Origin of the sequence: Cellulomonas sp. Root137, assembly GCF_001426725.1 — a bacterium.
GTDB lineage: Bacteria > Actinomycetota > Actinomycetes > Actinomycetales > Cellulomonadaceae > Cellulomonas.
On the sequence record NZ_LMFG01000001.1, the window covers coordinates 640,546 to 656,751 of the forward strand.

The window sequence follows — 16,206 nt, forward strand, 5'->3', positions numbered from 1 at the left end:
ATGAGACGAACAGCCCTGTCCCTGCTGGCGGTCGGATCCTTGGTGGTCGGGCTCGCGGGACCGGCGTCGGCGGGTGACCGAGAGGCTCCGCAGGCGCAGGTCTGGGTGACGACGCCCGACCGCGCGGAGCTCCTGCAGCAGCGGGACCCCGTGGCCTTCGAGCGCGGCGGCAGCGACCTGACCACGATCGAGGTGGACCCCAACCAGCGGTTCCAGACGATGGACGGCTTCGGGGCGTCGATCACCGACTCGTCGGCGAGCCTGCTCTCCGCGCTCCCGGCCGCCGCGCGCGACGAGGCGATGCGGTCCCTGTTCGACCCGCGCGCCGGCATCGGCGTCAGCTTCCTGCGCCAGCCGGTCGGCTCGTCCGACTTCACCGCGGAGGCGGAGCACTACACGTTCGACGACGTGGCGCCGGGGCAGACCGACTTCCCGCTGGAGCACTTCTCGATCGCGCACGACGAGGCGCAGATCCTGCCGTTGCTGCGCGAGGCCAAGCGCCTGAACCCGGCGCTCAAGGTCATGGCCACGCCGTGGAGCCCGCCGGCCTGGATGAAGACCACCGACTCGCTCGTCGGCGGCCGGCTCAAGGACGACCCCGCGATCTACGACGCCTACGCCCGGTATCTCGTGAAGTTCGTCCAGGCGTACACCCGCGCGGGCGTCCCGATCGACTTCCTCTCGGTCCAGAACGAGCCGCAGAACCGCACGCCGGACGCCTACCCGGGCACGGACATGCCGGTCGCGCAGCAGGAGAAGGTCATCCTCGCGCTCGGTCCGCTGCTCAAGAAGGCGAGCCCGCGGACCCAGATCCTCGGCTACGACCACAACTGGGCGACGCACCCCAACGACGCGGCGAACACCCCTCCCGGTGAGGACCCCGCCACCGACTACCCGTACCAGCTGCTCTCCGGGCCGGCCGCCAGGTGGATCGCCGGCACCGCGTACCACTGCTACTACGGCAACCCGAGCGACCAGTCCGCGCTGCACGACGCGTTCCCCACCAAGGGCATCTGGTTCACCGAGTGCTCCGGCTCGCACGGCCCGACGGACACCCCGGAGCAGATCTTCCGCGGCACGCTCACCTGGCACGCACGGACGATCGCCATCGGCACCACCCGCAACTGGGCGCAGTCGGTGGTCAACTGGAACATCGCCCTGCGCGAGGACGGCACCCCGCACCTGGGCGGCTGCGGCACCTGCACCGGCCTGCTGACCGTCGCCGACGACGGCACGGTCCGCACCGACGCCGAGTACTACACGATCGGACACCTGGCGAAGTTCGTCCGGCCCGGTGCCCAGCGCATCGCGTCCACCAGCTTCGGCACCACCGGCTGGAACGGTCAGATCATGGACGTCGCGTTCCGGAACCCGGACGGGTCGACCGCCCTGGTCGTGCACAACGAGAACGACGACCCGCGCAGCTTCGCGGTGGCGGTCGGTGACCGGTCGTTCGAGTACACGCTGCCCGGCGGTGCGCTGGCGACGTTCACCTGGCCGGCCTCCCGGGCGCTCCGGGACGTCCCGCGCCAGCTCGACCTCTCGGGTGCCACGGCGACCGCGTCGCTCGCCTCGGCCGACGCCGGCCTGGTCGTCGACGGTGACGCCTCGACCCGCTGGTCCAGCGGAGCCGCGCAGGTGCCCGGTCAGTCGCTGACCGTGGACCTCGGCCGACCGACCCTGTTCCGGCAGGTCGCCGTCGACTCCGGCGACAACCTCGGTGACTTCGCCCAGGGCTACCGGGTCGAGGTCAGCCTGGACGGTCGCCGGTGGCGCACCGTCGACGAGGGACAGGCGACCGGCCAGCTGACGACCGTGTCGGTCCAGCCGACCCTCGCCCGGTACCTGCGGATCACCTCGACGGCGACCGCCGGGAACTGGTGGAGCCTCGCGGACGTCCGCCTGTACCGCTGACGACGGCGGGGTGGCGCGCACGCAGGAGGCGTGCGCGCCACCCGGACGTCAGGAGGCGCGATCCAGGGTGACGCGGTCCGGGAGGTCGCCGTGCTTGCCCGGGCCGTGGCCGTGGCCGGGCCCCGTGTGACCGTCGCCGGGACCCGTGACGCCGTTGATCGCCTCTGTGTCCCACGCGAGGCTGTAGGTCGACGCGGCGATCGCCTTGGTCATGATGCCGAGCGCGTCCCGGTTCACGTTCGACAGGGTGTCGCCCGCCTGGTGGTAGTTCGGGTCGTACGGGATGCCGACCGTGCCGCCGAAGAGGGCGACCTCGGCCGCGGTCTTCGATCCGTCGGCACCCGTGAAGAGGCCCGACGCCGGGACGCCGTTGAGGATGAACGCCTGGTAGTCGGACCGGCCGGAGAACTGGGTGTCCACCCACGGCTGGCCGGTGGCGTCGAACCACTCCGTCAGCACGTCCTCCGTCGCCTCGGAGCCCTCAGGGACGACGACCGGTGCGGGATAGGTGGACTCGTCCGCGTCGTACACGCCGATGATGAAGTTGGGCGAGCCGACCATGTCGTAGTTGAGGTACGTGGCGATGCGCTCGAGCTCGCCCGGCTGCTCCTTGAGCTCCGCCACGTACGCAGCCGAGCCCTCGAGACCGAGCTCCTCGGCGCCCCACCACGCGAACCGCACGGTGTTGTGGTGCCGGGTGTGGGACTTGGCCAGCTGGACGGCGACCTCGAGGATCGCGGCCGACCCGGTGCCGTTGTCGTTGATCCCCGGTCCCTCCTCGACGCCGTCGAGGTGCGCGCCGAGCATCACGACGTTGTCGTCGCGACCCTGACGGGTCTCGGCGATCACGTTGAACGACTCCTCGGTGTTGAAGTGGAGCGAGACGTCGAGCGTGACGTTCACGGGACCGGCGGCGACCGCTGCCGCCAGCGCCTGCCCGTCGGCCTGCTTGATGCCCGCGACCGGGATGGCGACGAGGCCCTCGGCGCCGAGCGTGCCGTTCAGCTGCACGTCGGCCACGTTGTTGTAGACCACGACGCCGACCGCGCCGGCGGCCGCGGCGGTCGTCGCCTTGATCGCGAAGCTGCAGGTGCCACGGCCGACCAGGGCGATCTTGCCGGCGACCGTGCCGCCCGCCCACGAGCCGGCAGCGCAGCCGAGCGGATCCACGCCGGACGTCACCAGCTCCTGGGTGACGCCCCCGGTCGGCGAGTTCGGCGAGAACGCCATCTGGTCGACGTCGTAGCTCGCGGCGCTCGGGGCGTTCTGGGTGAAGGTCGCGGTGTCGACCTCCTCGACCTCGAACGTGAACGGGTCCCGCTCCGTGCGGTAGCCGGCCTTCTTCAGGGTGCGCTCGACGTAGCGCGCACTCGCCTCGTAACCGGGCGTGAGGGCGGCTCGGTTGCCGCCGTTCTGATCGGCGATCTTCTGCAGGGCCTCGAGGTGCCCCAGGACGTTGCGGGTGGTGACCTTCTGCGCGAACTTCTCCTCGGGCGTCCCCCGACCGTGCGCCGCCGCCGGGGACGCGAGGGCCCCGGCGGCGACGATGGTGACGGACGAGACGAGTGCGACCAGTGTTCGACGTGGCGCCACGGACGGGCCTCCTCACGTGTCGGCGCAGCCCGTGGGCCACGCCGGGGCCGACCCCCTGCCGGCCGACCCCACACCAGCACAGATCGGGCACCCGGGGGAAGACTCAGATCGCCCGGAGCACCTCGTCGGCGAACCGGGCCGACCGCTCGCGCAGGCCCTCGATGCGTCGGGCGACGACGCCCGCGGGGTCGTCGCCCGCCTCGATGATCGTGGGTGTGCGCCGGACGTTGGTCGAGCATCCGAAGGTCGTGCAGATCAGGGTGCCGATGGTGTCGCCGTTGCGACCGGGGGCGCCGGCGCGACGGGCCACGTACATCGAGACGTCATCGGTCGCGTAGACGTCCTCGCACCACGCACACACGGCCCGCCGGCGCTTGCCGGCGACCTCGGGCGAGCGCAGGGCGATCCCGACGTGGGCGTCCGCGACGGGCAGGACCACGTACGCGCGCAGGGGTGCCTTGCGGTCGATCCAGCCGAGGTAGTCGAGGCGGTCCCAGCGCAGCTCCGACAGGTCGGCGGGGAGGGTCAGCTGGGCGGCCTCGCGGCGCGAGCAGTTCACGAAGGACGCGCGGATCTGCTTCTCGGTCAGGGGGTCCACGGGGCTCAGGCCGACAGCGCCTTGCGCACCGTGAGCAGGAGCTGGCCGACGACGTCGTGCGGGGGCGTCGTGCCCTCACGCAGCTCGCTCCAGGCAAGGTAGAGCGACGACCACAGGGTGCCCTGCAACCAGGCGGGGCTGAGCCGCGGGTCGAGCGTGCCGTCGGCGAGGCCCCGCGCGATCGCGTCGTCGAGCGCCCGGGAGAACCCGTCCTCGTCGCCGCAGGCCTCGAGCGAGATCGTCTCGGTGAACAGCAGGGTGAGCAGGTCGCCCAGCGTCAGGCAGGTCTGGCACGCGCGGAGCAGGGCGTCGAGGCCCGGACCCTCGTCGAGCCGCGCCCGGACCGCTGCCTCGCCCAGCCGGTGGCCGGCCTCCTGCGTCACCGCGGCGAGCAGGTCGGCGCGGTCGGGGAAGTACCGGTGCAGGGTGGTCCGGCCGACGTCGGCGGCGTCGGCGATCTGGCCGAGGCTCGCGCCGGGCTCCTGGGCGAGGACCCGGACCGCAGCGTCGAGGATCGCCTTGCGGGTCCGGATCCGCGTACCCGTCTCGAGCTCGACCGTCATCCCCCAAAAGTACCAGCACGTTCCACCACGGAACACTGTTGACCTCTATGGAACATCAATGTTCCACTGGAGGAATGACGGACTCCGAACCTCCGCGCGGCGAGAAGCTCCGCATCCTCCTCGGCTTCGCGCGACCGCACCGCCGCGCACTGCTCCTGGGCCTCGTGCTCAGCCTCGCGGCCACCGCCATGGGCCTGGCGACGCCGATGGTGACCAAGTGGGTCCTCGACTCGCTGTCGACGGGGGTCAGCCTCGCGCAGCCGGTCGCGCTGCTGCTGGTGATCCTCGTGCTCGGCTCGGCGATCGGGCTCGCGCAGTGGATCCTCATGGGCACGGTGGCCGAGCGGATCGTGCTCGACGCGCGCGAGACCCTGGTCCGGCGGTTCCTGCGCGCCACGGTCCCGGCCGTGACGCGGCGCCCCGTCGGTGAGCTGGTCACGCGCACCACCTCGGACACGCTCCTGCTGCGCGAGGCGGCGTCGTCGAGCCTGGTGAGCCTGGTCAACGGCGTCGTGGCCCTCGTCGGCACCCTGATCCTCATGGCCGTGCTCGACCTGGTGCTCCTGGCCACGACCATCGGCGCGATCATCGTCGTCGGCATCCTCATGGCGCTGCTGCTGCCCGGGATCGCGAGCTCGCAGCAGGCGGCGCAGGAGTCGGTCGGACGGCTCGGCGGCACGCTCGAGGGGACGCTGCGGGCGGTCCGGACCGTGAAGTCGAGCCGCGCCGAGGAACGGCAGGGCGAGCGGATCCTGGCGGACGCGCGCGACGCCAAGGACCACTCGGTGCGCGCGGTACGGACGACCGCCGTCGCCTGGACCATCTCGTGGGGCGGGATCCAGCTGGCCATCGTGGTGATCCTCGGGCTCGGTGCGTGGCGCGTGTCGGAGGACCTGCTGGCGGTGTCCAGCCTGGTGGCGTTCCTGCTCTACGCGTTCAACATCGTCGGACCGATCACCGAGCTGACCCAGGCCTTCACGCAGCTGCAGTCGGGCATCGCGGCCGCCGCACGCATCCGGGAGGTCACCGACATGGACAGCGAGCAGCCCGTGGCCTCCACCCCGCGCGAGGGCGTCCCCGACGATGCGACGCCGGTGATCGAGCTGCGGAACGTGACCGCCGCGTACGGCCCGGACGCGGAGCCGGCGGTGCGGGACATCTCGATCACGGTGCCGCGCCGGGGCCACACCGCGCTCGTCGGCCCGTCGGGTGCCGGCAAGACGACGGTGTTCTCCCTGCTGCTGCGCTTCCTCGAGCCGCAGTCCGGCGAGCTGCTGCTGGACGGCCGCCCGTTCGCCGAGATCGGGCACGACCGGCTGCGCGAGCGGTTCGCCTACGTGGAGCAGGAGACGCCGATCGTGCCCGGCTCGATCCGCGACAACCTGGTGTTCAGCGCGCCCGACGCCACGGACGAGGAGCTGGACCGGGTGCTCGCGGCGGTCCGGCTGGACGGGGCGTTCGACGCGCTCCCCGAGGGGCTGGACACGTCGCTGACCTCGACGTCCGTCTCCGGCGGCCAGCGGCAGCGCATCGCCCTGGCCCGGGCGATCCTCAAGGCGCCGGACGTGCTGCTGCTCGACGAGGCGACCGCCCAGGTGGACGGCCTCACGGAGTCGGCGATCCACGACTGCATCCGGGACCTGGCGTCGCGCGGGGCGGTCGTGACGGTCGCGCACCGGCTGTCCACGGTGCTCGACGCCGACACGATCCTCGTGATGGAGGACGGCGCGGTCCGGGCCCGCGGCACGCACGAGGAGCTGCTGGCGACCGACGCGCTGTACCGCGACCTCGTCGAGGCGCTGCGCATCGGGGTGGAGCTGCCGGGCCGCGAGAGCGTCGGCGTGTAGCCCTCAAGATGCTCAGCATGCTGAGTTTTGGCACGCTGGACGCATGGAGACCCAGAGCACTCTCGTCGACGCCCCCGCCACCACCCGCGACCGGGTCCGCCAAGTCACGGTCCTGCTCGGGGCGGTCGTCGCGATCGCCGGCGCAGCCGTGGGTTCCGGCGCGTTCGGCGGCCAGCCGATCGCGGAGGCCGCCGGAGGTGCCCTGTCCGCGACGGCCACACCGCTGGCCCCCGACTCCCCGGCGTTCTCGATCTGGTCCCTCATCTACCTCGGCCTCGGCGTCTTCGCGGTCGTCCAGGCACTGCCGCGCCAGGGCGCCGACCCGCGGCTGCGTGCCGTCTCGTGGTGGGTGCTGGCGTCCATGCTGCTCAACGCGCTGTGGATCGGGGTCGTTCAGGCGGGCTCGGTGGGCGGCAGCGTCGTGGTGATCGGCGTGCTGCTGGCCGTCCTCGCGGTGATCTTCGTGCGGCTCGTCCGGATCGCCCACACCGGCGCGGCCACCTCCGTGATCACCGACACCACCGTCGGCCTCTACCTCGGCTGGGTCAGCGTCGCGACGCTCGCCAACATCGCCGCCTTCCTGGCCGACGCGGGTGCCGGGGAGCTCGGCCTGGGCGCGACGGCGTGGTCGGTGATCGTGCTCGCCGCCGCGGCGGCGCTGTCGGTCGCGTACGCGGTGGTCGGCCGGACGCGGCCGTCGGTGATCGTGCCGATCGGGCTGGCGATGGCGTGGGGGCTGACCTGGATCGGACTCGGACGCACCACCGGCCCGGTGGTGGACCAGACGGTGGCGACGGCCGCGTTCGTCGCAGCCGCCGTCGCGCTGCTGGCCCCCGTCGTCACGTCGGTCGCGGCCCGCCGGCGCTGACGCCCGCGACGGACCACCCTCTCGCGTCGGTGGCCCGCACAGGGGACGCTGGTCCGATGGAGCTGGAGTTCAGCGGCGAGATCATCTACTGGCGCGGCCCGTCGCCGTTCCACTACGTCCCTGTCCCCGAGGCCGAGAGCGCGGCGATCAAGGCGGTGTCCTCGCAGGTCAGCTACGGGTGGGGGGTGATCCCCGTGCTCGCGCGCATCGACGACACCGAGTGGGAGACGTCCCTGTTCCCGAAGGACGGTCGCTACCTGGTGCCGGTCAAGGACATGGTGCGCAAGGCGGAGGTCCTCGACGTCGGCGACACCGTCACGGTACGGCTGCTCCTGGGTGGGCCCCGCTGAGGCGTCGCGCGCGGATATCGTCGGGCGCATGCCGACGACCAGCTTCCCCACCGACGCCGCTGCCTGGCCGGACTTCCTGGCCACCACGGTCGACGCCCGCCTCGACCACGCCCGCGCCCTCGTCGCGCGCCTGAAGGACGGCTCGCCGCGGACGTCCGCCGAGGTGCTCGACCTGTGGAACGACTCCGACATCGCGATCGGGACGGCGTCGTCCGCGGCACACCTGCTGGCCGAGGTGCACCCCGACGCCGACCTGCGCGCGGCCGCGGAGGAGCGGGCGCAGGCGGCCGAGGACCTGGTCACCGAGCTCGGGCTGGACCACGAGCTGTGGCAGGTGCTCGCCGCGACCGACCCGGACGGGCTCGAGCCGGGCGCCGTGCGGGTGCGGGACCGGGTGCTGCGCGACTTCCGCCGCGCCGGCGTGGACCGCTCGTCGGAGGACCGGGACCGGCTGCGCGCGCTCGCGCAGCGGTGCACCGAGCTGGGCCTGGAGTTCTCCCGGAACATCCGTGACGGCGTGCGCAGCATCCGGGTGCGGCCCGAGCAGCTGGACGGGCTGCCCGAGGACTTCCGCGCGGAGCACCCGGCCGACGAGGACGGACTGGTCACGCTCACCACCGAGTACCCCGACCTGCTGCCGGTCCGCACGTACGCGACCGACCCGTCGGTGCGGCTCGCCCTGACCACCGAGCACCAGCGCATCGGCTGGCCCGCCAACGAGCAGGTGCTCGCGGAGCTGCTCCAGCTGCGCGCCGAGCGCGCCACCCTGCTGGGCTACCCGGACTGGCCCACGTACGACGCCGAGGTCAAGATGATCGGCTCCGGCAGCGCCATCGCGGACCTGGTCGAGCGGCTGGACGGTCTCACCGCCGAGCACGCCGCGCACGACGTGGACGTGATGCTCGCGCGGTACCGCCAGGACGTGCCCGGCGCCACGGCGGTCACCGCGGCCGACAACCTGTACTACGACCAGATCATCAAGAACGAGCAGTACGACGTGGACTCCCGCGAGGTCCGCGAGTACTTCCGCTACGAGGCCGTGAAGCCGGGCGTGCTGGACGTGGTGTCCCGGCTGTTCGGGATCGCCCTGCAGCGGGTCGAGGCGCCGACGTGGCACGAGGACGTCGAGGTGTACGACGTCACCGACGACGGCCGCGCGATCGGTCGGGTGTACCTCGATATGCACCCGCGGCCGGGCAAGTTCAACCACGCCGCCCAGTTCCCGCTGGTGCCGGGCATCGCCGGTCGCTCGCTGCCCGAGGGCACGCTGGTGTGCAACTTCCCGACCGGCCTGATGGAGCACGACGACGTCCTGACGTTCTTCCACGAGCTCGGCCACCTGGTGCACGAGGTGCTCGGCGGCAACCAGCCGTGGGCCATGTTCTCCGGCGTGGCCACCGAGTGGGACTTCGTCGAGGCGCCGAGCCAGCTGCTCGAGGAGTGGGGCTGGGACGCGGGCGTGCTGGGCTCCTTCGCGACGAACGCCGCCGGGGAGCCCATCCCCGCTGCACTGGTCGAGCGGATGCGCCGCGCGGACGCGTTCGGCCGCGGCGCCTGGACCCGCCGCCAGCTCAACTACACGGCACTGTCGTACGGCCTGCACGCTGATCCCCCGGCCGACCTGGCCACGTACACGGCCGACGTCGACGCGCGGTTCGGTCCGTACACGCCGATCCCGGAGACCCACCAGTACGCCGGGTTCGGGCACCTCGACGGGTACGGGTCGGCCTACTACACGTACCTCTGGAGCCTGGTGATCGCCAAGGACCTGCGCACCGCGTTCACCGACGGGCTGATGGACCCGGTGGTCGGCCGGCGGTACCGCGACGCGATCCTCGCGCCCGGGGGTTCGGCCGACGCCGCCGACCTGGTCGAGCGGTTCCTGGGCCGGCCGTCGTCGTTCGAGGCGTTCGAGGCGTGGCTGGCCGAGGGGACGGTCTGACCGTGACCCGCACCGTCCAGCTGCGCCGCTACAACCTCAAGCCGCACCTGGTCGAGGAGTTCCTCGTCTGGTGGCCGACGCGCCTGGTGCCCGCACGGAGCTCTTTCGGGTTCACGGTCGAGTCGGCCTACCTGAACCGGGAGACCACGGAGTTCACGTGGGCGGTCAGCGCCGAGGGGGACGAGGGCGAGTTCCGCCGGCTCGAGCAGGTGTGGATGAGCTCGCCGGAGCGGACCGCCGTGTTCGAGGGCATCGACGGGTGGAACGAGTCGACGGTCATCGCGTTCGTCGAGCGGTTCGTCTGAGCGTCACCGCGCGAAGGCCGCCGTCCAGAAGTCGGTGAACACGGGCGTCGGCTGCGGTGACGTCCACGCGTCGGTGGTCAGCAGGATCGCGACGGTGTCGGTGACCGGATCGGTCCACCACGTCGACCCCAGGCCGCCGTCCCAGCCGTAGCTGCCGGCGTGCCGACCGTCGGGGAGGTCGGCGAGGAGCACGCCGATGCCGAGCCCCCAGCCCTCGCGGCCCTCTTCGTCGTGCGCGCCGCCCTGCGCGGTCAGCATGTCCGCCTGCGGAGCTGCCCGCAGGCTCGTCGCGAACGCGTGCAGGTCCGCCACCGTGGAGACCAGACCGGACGCGGCGTCCGGGAAGGCCGGCGGCCGCGCCCACTGCCCGTCCACCTCGTCGTACACGTCGGCCCCCAGCCACTGCCGGCCGAACCGGCCCAGGCGATCGGGCGGGACGTGGAAGCCGGTGTCCACCATGCCGAGCGGGTCCAGGAGCCGCTCGGCCAGGAGCTCCGGCAGCGGCCGACCCGCCGCGCGCGCCACGAGGACGCCGAGCACCTGGGCGCCCGTGTTGTACAGCCAGCGGGCGCCCGGCTGCGCCGCGAGCGGGACGCTCCCCACCACCCGCATCCACTCGTCGGGGGCCGGTGACTGCTGCGGGGCGGGCGGACCGACCGGCAGCCCGCGCTCCGCCGGGCGCCGAGGACCGTGCCGGGGAACGGCCCGGCGAAGTCCATTCCGAGCCCGAGCCGGAACTCGAGCACGTCCCGCACGGTGATCGGCCGGTCCGCAGGGACGGTGTCGTCGATCGGGCCGGCGGGATCGCGGAGCACGCGGCGGTCGGCGAGCTCCGGGAGCAGGCTGTCCACGGGGTCGTCCAGGCGGAGCAGCCCGTCGTCGACCAGCTGCATCGCGAGCGCCGCGACCACGGGCTTGGTCACCGACGAGATGCGGAAGATCGTGTCCGTCGTGCTGATGCCCGCGGCCCCGGTGCTCACGTCCCCTGCCCGGTCCACGAGCCACGCGGCGCCGTGCACCTCACCGGAGCCGACCCGGTCCTCGACCGCCGTCCTCACGTCCATCCGCCCACTGTGCCCCGAGGGTCCGACACGCCCTCGCGCACCAGCCGACTGGGCCGATCGGATGATTGCGGTCGCTCGTGGAGCGTTCCGACGGATGACGGGCCCGGGCCGACCCCATCTCGGGCAGGATCGCCGTCCACGGGACTACTGCAGGGGGCATCGTGCGAGTGCGACGGACGCTGGCGTCGGCGGTGACGGCGGTGGCTCTCGCGGCCACCGCGGCCGGGTGCATCGACCACCCGCCGGACGCCGCGGAGCTGACGAACGAGAGCGACCAGCCCGTGGTGGTGACGTTCGAGGGGTCCGACGAGGTCGTCGAGCTCCCCGCCCGGGCGGGTCGGAGCCTGCCCGGCGACGACTGCGTGGGGACCGGCATCGTCGTGTCCGCGCAGGACGGCACGGTGCTCGCCTCGTTCGACGGCGGCGCGTGCACCACCACGATCCTGACCGTGCACGACGACGGCGAGGTCACCGTGCACGACCGCGGTGAGGACGACGATCGGCCGACCCGCGACGAGTGACCGACCCGGGCGCTAGTTTCGGCTCGTGCCACGCCGCGACGACCACTCGGTGTCACGCCGGCTGCGACTGACTCTCGGGATCGTGGCCGTGCTGGTCGGCGCCGTGCTCGTGGTCCGGCCGTTCTCTTCGCTCGCCGTGCTGGTGGTCGTCGTCGTGGTCGGGCTGGTGGTGCTCGGCGTCGACGAGCTGGCGGACGGCGACCGGTGGTCGGTGGTCCGCGGCTCGGTGTCCCTGGGTGCCGCGCTCGCGGTGGTGGTGTGGCCGGGCGTGACGATCCGCGTGCTGGCCCTGGTGGTCGCGGGGGCCCTGATCGTCGACGGCGTGCTCGACCTCGCCCGGTCCCGGGGCGTGCACGGCACGGCCCGCGCCAACGCGGTGGTCGGGGGTGCCACGGCGATCGTGCTCGGTGTGCTGGCGCTCGCCTGGCCGGACGTGACCGTGCTGGTGGTCGCCGTCGTCTTCGCGGTGCGGCTGGTGATCGTCGGGGTGCGCGAGATCGTCGCCGGTGTCCGCGGGCAGGACGCCGACCTCGGCCGGCTGTGGCCGCGCCGGGCGGGTCCTCGCGGTGGGTGGTGGCGGCTGACCGGCTCGGTGCTCGGTGCGCTGGTGGCGCTCGTCCTGGTGCTGGCCGGCGTGGTCGTGCAGCGTGGCGTGCCCCGACCGGACGCGTTCTACGACCCACCGGACGACGTCCCGTCCGCCCCCGGACAGCTGCTCCGCAGCGAGCCGTTCACCAGCGACGAGATCCCCGACGGCGCCAGGGCGTGGCGGATCCTCTACGCGACCACCCGCGACGAGGGGCGCCCGGCGGTCGCCAGCGGACTGGTCGTCGCGCCGGACTCCGCATCGCCGAGCCCGGTGGTGGCGTGGGCGCACGGGACGACGGGTGTGGCGAGCGGGTGTGCGCCGTCCGTGCTGACCGACGGGCTGGGCGCCGGCGCGATGTTCGTGCAGGACGACGTCCTCGCGCAGGGCTGGGCCATGGTCGCCCCCGACTACACCGGTCTGGGCACCGAGGGCCCGCACCCCTACCTCATCGGGCAGGGCGAGGGGCGCTCGGTGCTCGACGCGGTCCGGGCGGCGCACCAGCTCTCCGCCGTCGACCTGGCCGACGAGACCGTCGTGTGGGGGCACTCGCAGGGCGGCCACGCGGCCCTGTGGACGGGGATGCTCGCGCCTACGTACGCACCCGAGCTGCAGATCGACGGGGTCGCCGCCCTGGCGCCCGCGAGCAACCTGCCGGCGCTGGTGGACGTCGTGGAGACCGTGACCGCGGGGGAGCTGTTCGCGTCGTACGTGGTGGAGGGCTACACCGCCGAGTACCCCGACGTGAGCTTCGACGAGCTGGTCCGGCCGGGCGCGCGGATCATCACGCGCGAGATGGCGCAGCGGTGCCTCGCCGAGCCCGGCGTCCTCGTCTCCGTGCTCACCTCGCTGGCCCTGGACAGGCCGATCTGGTCCGGCGACCCCAGCAGCGGGGTGTTCCTCGACCGCCTGGTCCAGAACGTGCCGTCCGGACGCATCGCCGCGCCGCTGCTCGTGGCTCAGGGGGCCGACGACGCCCTGGTGACGCCGGCCGCCCAGGGCGCTTACGTCGACGACCGGTGCGCGGCCGGCTACGCGGTCGACTACCGCACCTACGCCGGCCGCGGTCACGTCCCGCTCGTCGAGGCGGGCTCCCCGCTGGTCCCCGAGCTGCTGGCGTGGACCACCGACCGGTTCTCGGGCGAGCCGGCCGCGGACACCTGCCCCTGAGTCAGTCGAACAGCTCGCCCAGGAAACCGCCCGGGCGCTTCTTCTTCTTGTAGGAGTCGTCGCGGTCACCGCGGTACCGGTCGTCCTCGGGGTACCGGCTCGGTGCCGGCGCCGGCGTGGTGCGCGAGCCGTAGAACGCGGCCTCGGCGTCCGTGAGCCGCTCGAGCTCCCCGCGGTCCAGGAAGATCCCCCGGCAGCCGGTGCACTGGTCGATGGTCACGCCGTTGCGCTCGTACGCGCGCATGTCGGATCCGCACTTGGGGCAGACGAGCGGGGTCATGGGGTCTCCGTCCGGATGGGGGCTGTCCAGGGTGGAACGACCGGGGCGGCCGGAGGGTTTCCTGTGCCTCGGCCGAAGGGACGACGACGCCGCGGCCCAACGGCCGATGACCGGCACGCCGTGGGTGACCAGGCTCGGACCACGACGATCCGCACCTGACGAAGGGGGCCTCGTGCCCAGACACGAGTGGCGCATCCCGGCCGGCCTGATCCTGTTGAGCCTGGTCCCGATCCTGGCCGGCGCGATCCGGCTGGCGGAGCTGGCCGGCAGCCCGGAGGTCAACCCGGGCAATGCGCGGTTCGTCGCGATGCCGCTGCCGGTGGTCGTGCACATCGTGGCGGCGAGCGTGTTCTGCCTGCTGGGCGCGTTCCAGTTCCACCCCGGGCTGCGGCGCCGGCGTCCGCGGTGGCACCGGCTGGCCGGCCGCGTGGTGGCCCCCGCCGGGATCGTGGCGGCGCTCGCGGGCCTGTGGATGGCGGTGTTCGCGGAGCTGCCCGCCGGGGACGGTCCTCTGCTCGAGGCGTTCCGGGTGGTGTTCGGCTCCGCGATGGTCGCGTTCCTCGTGCTCGGCGTCCTGGCCATCCGGCGCCGGGACGTCGTCACGCACAGCGCCTGGATGACGCGCGGCTACGCAATCGGCCAGGGCGCCGGCACGCAGGCCGTGCTGTTCATCCCGTGGACGCTCGCCGGGACGGTCGGCGAGACGAGCCGCGCGCTGATCATGGGCGCGGCGTGGGTGCTCAACCTCGCTGTGGCGGAGTGGATCATCCGCCGGCGTCGGCGTCCTGACCGGGCAGTCACCCGCCCGGTCAGGACGACCGCGGTCAGCTCCGCGGCAGCGCGCCCGGCAACGGCGGGACGACCGGCGGCAGCGGACGGTCCGGTGCCGCACGGCGTTCCGCGGTACCGAGCGGCACCGTGAACGGCTGCACGTCACCGGTGCACACCGTCCCCGCGGCGGGGGTGCGTCCCCGGAGCAGGTAGGTGTCCACCGCGTCGGTCACGCAGGCCGAGGTGCCGTACGCGGTGTGACCCCAGCTGTCGCTGGACAGCAGGCGGCTGTTCGGCAGCAGGCTCGAGGCGGTCACGGCCCCGTCGTAGTTGGTGGCCGGGTCCCAGTAGTTGCCGACGACCAGCACGGGCGCCGCGGTCCGGCGCGTGAACGGTCCGGCGTAGGCGTCCTCGTCGCGCACGGTCCACGTGGAGGAGGCGCACGGCGCCGACGCCCACGTCCACATCGGGCCGAACCCCGCGGCCACCGCGTCGGCCCGGGCCGATGCCTCGACCCACTTCTCGGCGCGGGCGGGGTTGAGGCCGTCCGTGCACAGGACGCTCTGGAACGCCTCGGGCGAGTTGTCGTACGGGAACCCGAGGCCGAACGCGTCGCTGCGCTGCACGGGTGCCGCGAGCGCCTGGAACTTCGCCACCAGCGCGGCACGGGCCGCACCCGGGTCGCCCGCGCCGGGGTGCAGCAGGCTGTGGATGAGCGTGAGGTCCTGGTCCACGTAGCTGTAGCCCTCCGGGGCGTACAGGTCCCCGAGCATGAAGCTGATCAGCGTCGCGTAGGTGAGGACGAAGACCACCTCCCCGGTCTCGTCGGTGATCGTGAGCGGCTCCTCCTTCAGGGAGGCGACGATCCCGGCGTAGACCGTCTCCGGGTCACCTATCCCGGCAACGCTGCAGAACTCCGGGCCTGCGGCGGCGCACCGGGCGAGGACCTCGTGGAACGCCTTCGACGCGCCCTCGCCGGACCTCAGGCGCTGCGTCTGCGGCACGCTCGCCGTCGCGCGCGTGCCCGTCCACGCAAGGGGGTCGAGCACGCCGTCGATGACCACCGCGCGCACCCGGTCCGGGAACAGGTTGGCGTAGACGTTGCCCAGGTAGGTGCCGTACGAGAAGCCGAGGTACGTGAGCCGCTGGTCGCCGACCGTGCGGCGCAGCACGTCCATGTCCCGGGCCACCTCGGCGGTCGACATCGACCCCGACAGCGGGGTGCCGGTGGTCGAGCACGCGACGCCGAACGCCTTCGCCGAGGCGATGTACGCGCCGGTCTCCGCATCCCCGACGGGGAACGGTGTGGTCAGCAGCGGGCCCAGGGCGTTCGCCTGCTCGCCCAGGTTCCGGAAGCACTGCACGTTGCTGCTGTAGTTGGTGCCGCGCGGGTCGAACCCGACGACGTCGAACCTCTCGAGCACCGCGGGCGAGAGGAACAGCGACGCCTGCGCCGCGATGGCCACGCCGGAGCCGCCCGGACCTCCCGGGTTGACGAACAGCGTGCCGATCTTGCGGGCCGGGTCGGTGGCCGGGACCCTCAGCAGCGCGACCTCCGTCGAGGCCTTGCGGGGCTGGTCGTAGTCGAGCGGCAGCTGGACGGTCCCGCACTGGGTCCGTGGCCCGAAGGCAGTGCTGCAGTCGAACCACTGCGGGTCCGGAGCGGGGACCCGGTCCACCCGGGCCGCCTCGGTCCGGCTGGTGCGGTCGGACGGTGGCGCGGCGCCCGCGCCGGTCGCTCCGAGGGTGGCGGCGAGGCTGAGCGCTGCGAGCAGCGTTCCCCACCTGCGGACATGGAGACGTACGGCAGTCATGCATACCCCCTGCACGTGTG

Annotated in this window: 15 protein-coding genes and 1 pseudogene; 9 read left to right on the forward strand and 7 right to left on the reverse strand. The window is 73.0% G+C overall.

What is annotated here, in order from left to right:
- Nucleotides 1-1,914, forward strand: a complete 1,914-nt coding sequence (locus ASD18_RS03000; RefSeq protein WP_056091444.1) for a discoidin domain-containing protein — start codon at nt 1-3, stop codon at nt 1,912-1,914.
- Between the two features lie 48 nt (nt 1,915-1,962).
- Here ASD18_RS03000 and ASD18_RS03005 read toward each other — a convergent pair whose 3' ends face one another.
- The 3 genes from ASD18_RS03005 to ASD18_RS03015 form a co-directional block, all read right to left on the reverse strand.
- On the reverse strand, nt 1,963-3,507 hold the full coding sequence (locus tag ASD18_RS03005) for a M20/M25/M40 family metallo-hydrolase (protein ID WP_056086441.1): 1,545 nt from the start codon (nt 3,505-3,507) through the stop codon (nt 1,963-1,965).
- A 103-nt stretch (nt 3,508-3,610) separates the two neighbouring features.
- Nucleotides 3,611-4,105 carry an FBP domain-containing protein gene (locus ASD18_RS03010; RefSeq protein ID WP_056086445.1) on the reverse strand — a complete coding sequence of 165 codons (495 nt, stop codon included), beginning with the start codon at nt 4,103-4,105 and terminating at the stop codon, nt 3,611-3,613.
- A gap of 5 nt (nt 4,106-4,110) precedes the next feature.
- Nucleotides 4,111-4,668, reverse strand: coding sequence for a TetR/AcrR family transcriptional regulator (locus ASD18_RS03015; protein ID WP_056086448.1), 558 nt, complete (start codon nt 4,666-4,668; stop codon nt 4,111-4,113).
- A gap of 74 nt (nt 4,669-4,742) precedes the next feature.
- Between ASD18_RS03015 and ASD18_RS03020 the strand changes: the two genes are divergently transcribed.
- Genes ASD18_RS03020 through ASD18_RS03040 form a run of 5 tightly spaced genes read left to right on the forward strand, consistent with a single transcriptional unit; the run spans nt 4,743 to nt 9,980 of the window.
- The gene (locus ASD18_RS03020) at nt 4,743-6,515 is read left to right on the forward strand and encodes an ABC transporter ATP-binding protein (protein WP_056086451.1); all 1,773 of its coding nucleotides are present in this window, start codon (nt 4,743-4,745) and stop codon (nt 6,513-6,515) included.
- A gap of 43 nt (nt 6,516-6,558) precedes the next feature.
- Nucleotides 6,559-7,383: a tryptophan-rich sensory protein gene (locus ASD18_RS03025; protein WP_056086454.1), complete on the forward strand. Its 825-nt coding sequence runs from the start codon at nt 6,559-6,561 to the stop codon at nt 7,381-7,383.
- 56 nt (nt 7,384-7,439) lie between these two features.
- Complete coding sequence (locus ASD18_RS03030; protein WP_056086457.1) at nt 7,440-7,733, forward strand: DUF1905 domain-containing protein; 294 nt, start codon at nt 7,440-7,442, stop codon at nt 7,731-7,733.
- Nucleotides 7,734-7,761: 28 nt separating this feature from the next.
- Nucleotides 7,762-9,675, forward strand: a complete 1,914-nt coding sequence (locus tag ASD18_RS03035) for a M3 family metallopeptidase (protein WP_056091447.1) — start codon at nt 7,762-7,764, stop codon at nt 9,673-9,675.
- Nucleotides 9,676-9,677: 2 nt separating this feature from the next.
- Nucleotides 9,678-9,980, forward strand: a complete 303-nt coding sequence (locus tag ASD18_RS03040) for a hypothetical protein (RefSeq protein WP_056086461.1) — start codon at nt 9,678-9,680, stop codon at nt 9,978-9,980.
- A gap of 3 nt (nt 9,981-9,983) precedes the next feature.
- On the opposite strand, the gene ASD18_RS21735 is transcribed toward ASD18_RS03040, so the two are convergent.
- Both ASD18_RS21735 and ASD18_RS21815 read right to left on the reverse strand, forming a co-directional pair.
- Nucleotides 9,984-10,643 (reverse strand): serine hydrolase domain-containing protein, encoded by a 660-nt coding sequence (locus tag ASD18_RS21735; protein ID WP_369817276.1) that lies wholly within the window; start codon nt 10,641-10,643, stop codon nt 9,984-9,986.
- A 59-nt stretch (nt 10,644-10,702) separates the two neighbouring features.
- Nucleotides 10,703-11,044 (reverse strand): annotated as a pseudogene (locus tag ASD18_RS21815) (serine hydrolase domain-containing protein); the annotation flags it as partial.
- 161 nt (nt 11,045-11,205) lie between these two features.
- Here ASD18_RS21815 and ASD18_RS03050 point away from each other — a divergent pair.
- Together ASD18_RS03050 and ASD18_RS03055 are read left to right on the forward strand one after the other, a co-directional pair.
- Nucleotides 11,206-11,565, forward strand: coding sequence for a hypothetical protein (locus ASD18_RS03050; protein ID WP_156387863.1), 360 nt, complete (start codon nt 11,206-11,208; stop codon nt 11,563-11,565).
- A gap of 25 nt (nt 11,566-11,590) precedes the next feature.
- Nucleotides 11,591-13,321: a lipase family protein gene (locus tag ASD18_RS03055; RefSeq protein ID WP_056086470.1), complete on the forward strand. Its 1,731-nt coding sequence runs from the start codon at nt 11,591-11,593 to the stop codon at nt 13,319-13,321.
- Nucleotide 13,322: 1 nt separating this feature from the next.
- Here the strand turns inward: ASD18_RS03055 and ASD18_RS03060 are convergent, their stop codons facing one another.
- Nucleotides 13,323-13,601 carry a zf-TFIIB domain-containing protein gene (locus tag ASD18_RS03060; protein WP_082573481.1) on the reverse strand — a complete coding sequence of 93 codons (279 nt, stop codon included), beginning with the start codon at nt 13,599-13,601 and terminating at the stop codon, nt 13,323-13,325.
- Between the two features lie 172 nt (nt 13,602-13,773).
- Between ASD18_RS03060 and ASD18_RS03065 the strand changes: the two genes are divergently transcribed.
- Nucleotides 13,774-14,523, forward strand: a complete 750-nt coding sequence (locus tag ASD18_RS03065; RefSeq protein WP_056086478.1) for a DUF2306 domain-containing protein — start codon at nt 13,774-13,776, stop codon at nt 14,521-14,523.
- On the opposite strand, the gene ASD18_RS03070 is transcribed toward ASD18_RS03065, so the two are convergent.
- Nucleotides 14,426-16,186 (reverse strand): alpha/beta hydrolase, encoded by a 1,761-nt coding sequence (locus ASD18_RS03070; RefSeq protein ID WP_056086481.1) that lies wholly within the window; start codon nt 16,184-16,186, stop codon nt 14,426-14,428. The two genes, ASD18_RS03065 and ASD18_RS03070, sit on opposite strands and share 98 nt — an antisense overlap.
- Nucleotides 16,187-16,206 lie beyond the last annotated feature (20 nt).

What these genes read in the sequence shown, in the direction of transcription:
- ASD18_RS03000 (WP_056091444.1), top strand. Translation starts at nt 1, where the DNA reads ATGAGACGAACAGCCCTGTCCCTGCTGGCGGTCGGATCCTTGGTGGTC.
- ASD18_RS03060 (WP_082573481.1), bottom strand. Translation starts at nt 13,601, where the DNA reads ATGACCCCGCTCGTCTGCCCCAAGTGCGGATCCGACATGCGCGCGTAC.
- ASD18_RS03035 (WP_056091447.1), top strand. Translation starts at nt 7,762, where the DNA reads ATGCCGACGACCAGCTTCCCCACCGACGCCGCTGCCTGGCCGGACTTC.
- ASD18_RS03015 (WP_056086448.1), bottom strand. Translation starts at nt 4,668, where the DNA reads ATGACGGTCGAGCTCGAGACGGGTACGCGGATCCGGACCCGCAAGGCG.
- ASD18_RS03070 (WP_056086481.1), bottom strand. Translation starts at nt 16,186, where the DNA reads ATGACTGCCGTACGTCTCCATGTCCGCAGGTGGGGAACGCTGCTCGCA.
- ASD18_RS03030 (WP_056086457.1), top strand. Translation starts at nt 7,440, where the DNA reads ATGGAGCTGGAGTTCAGCGGCGAGATCATCTACTGGCGCGGCCCGTCG.
- ASD18_RS03020 (WP_056086451.1), top strand. Translation starts at nt 4,743, where the DNA reads ATGACGGACTCCGAACCTCCGCGCGGCGAGAAGCTCCGCATCCTCCTC.
- ASD18_RS03025 (WP_056086454.1), top strand. Translation starts at nt 6,559, where the DNA reads ATGGAGACCCAGAGCACTCTCGTCGACGCCCCCGCCACCACCCGCGAC.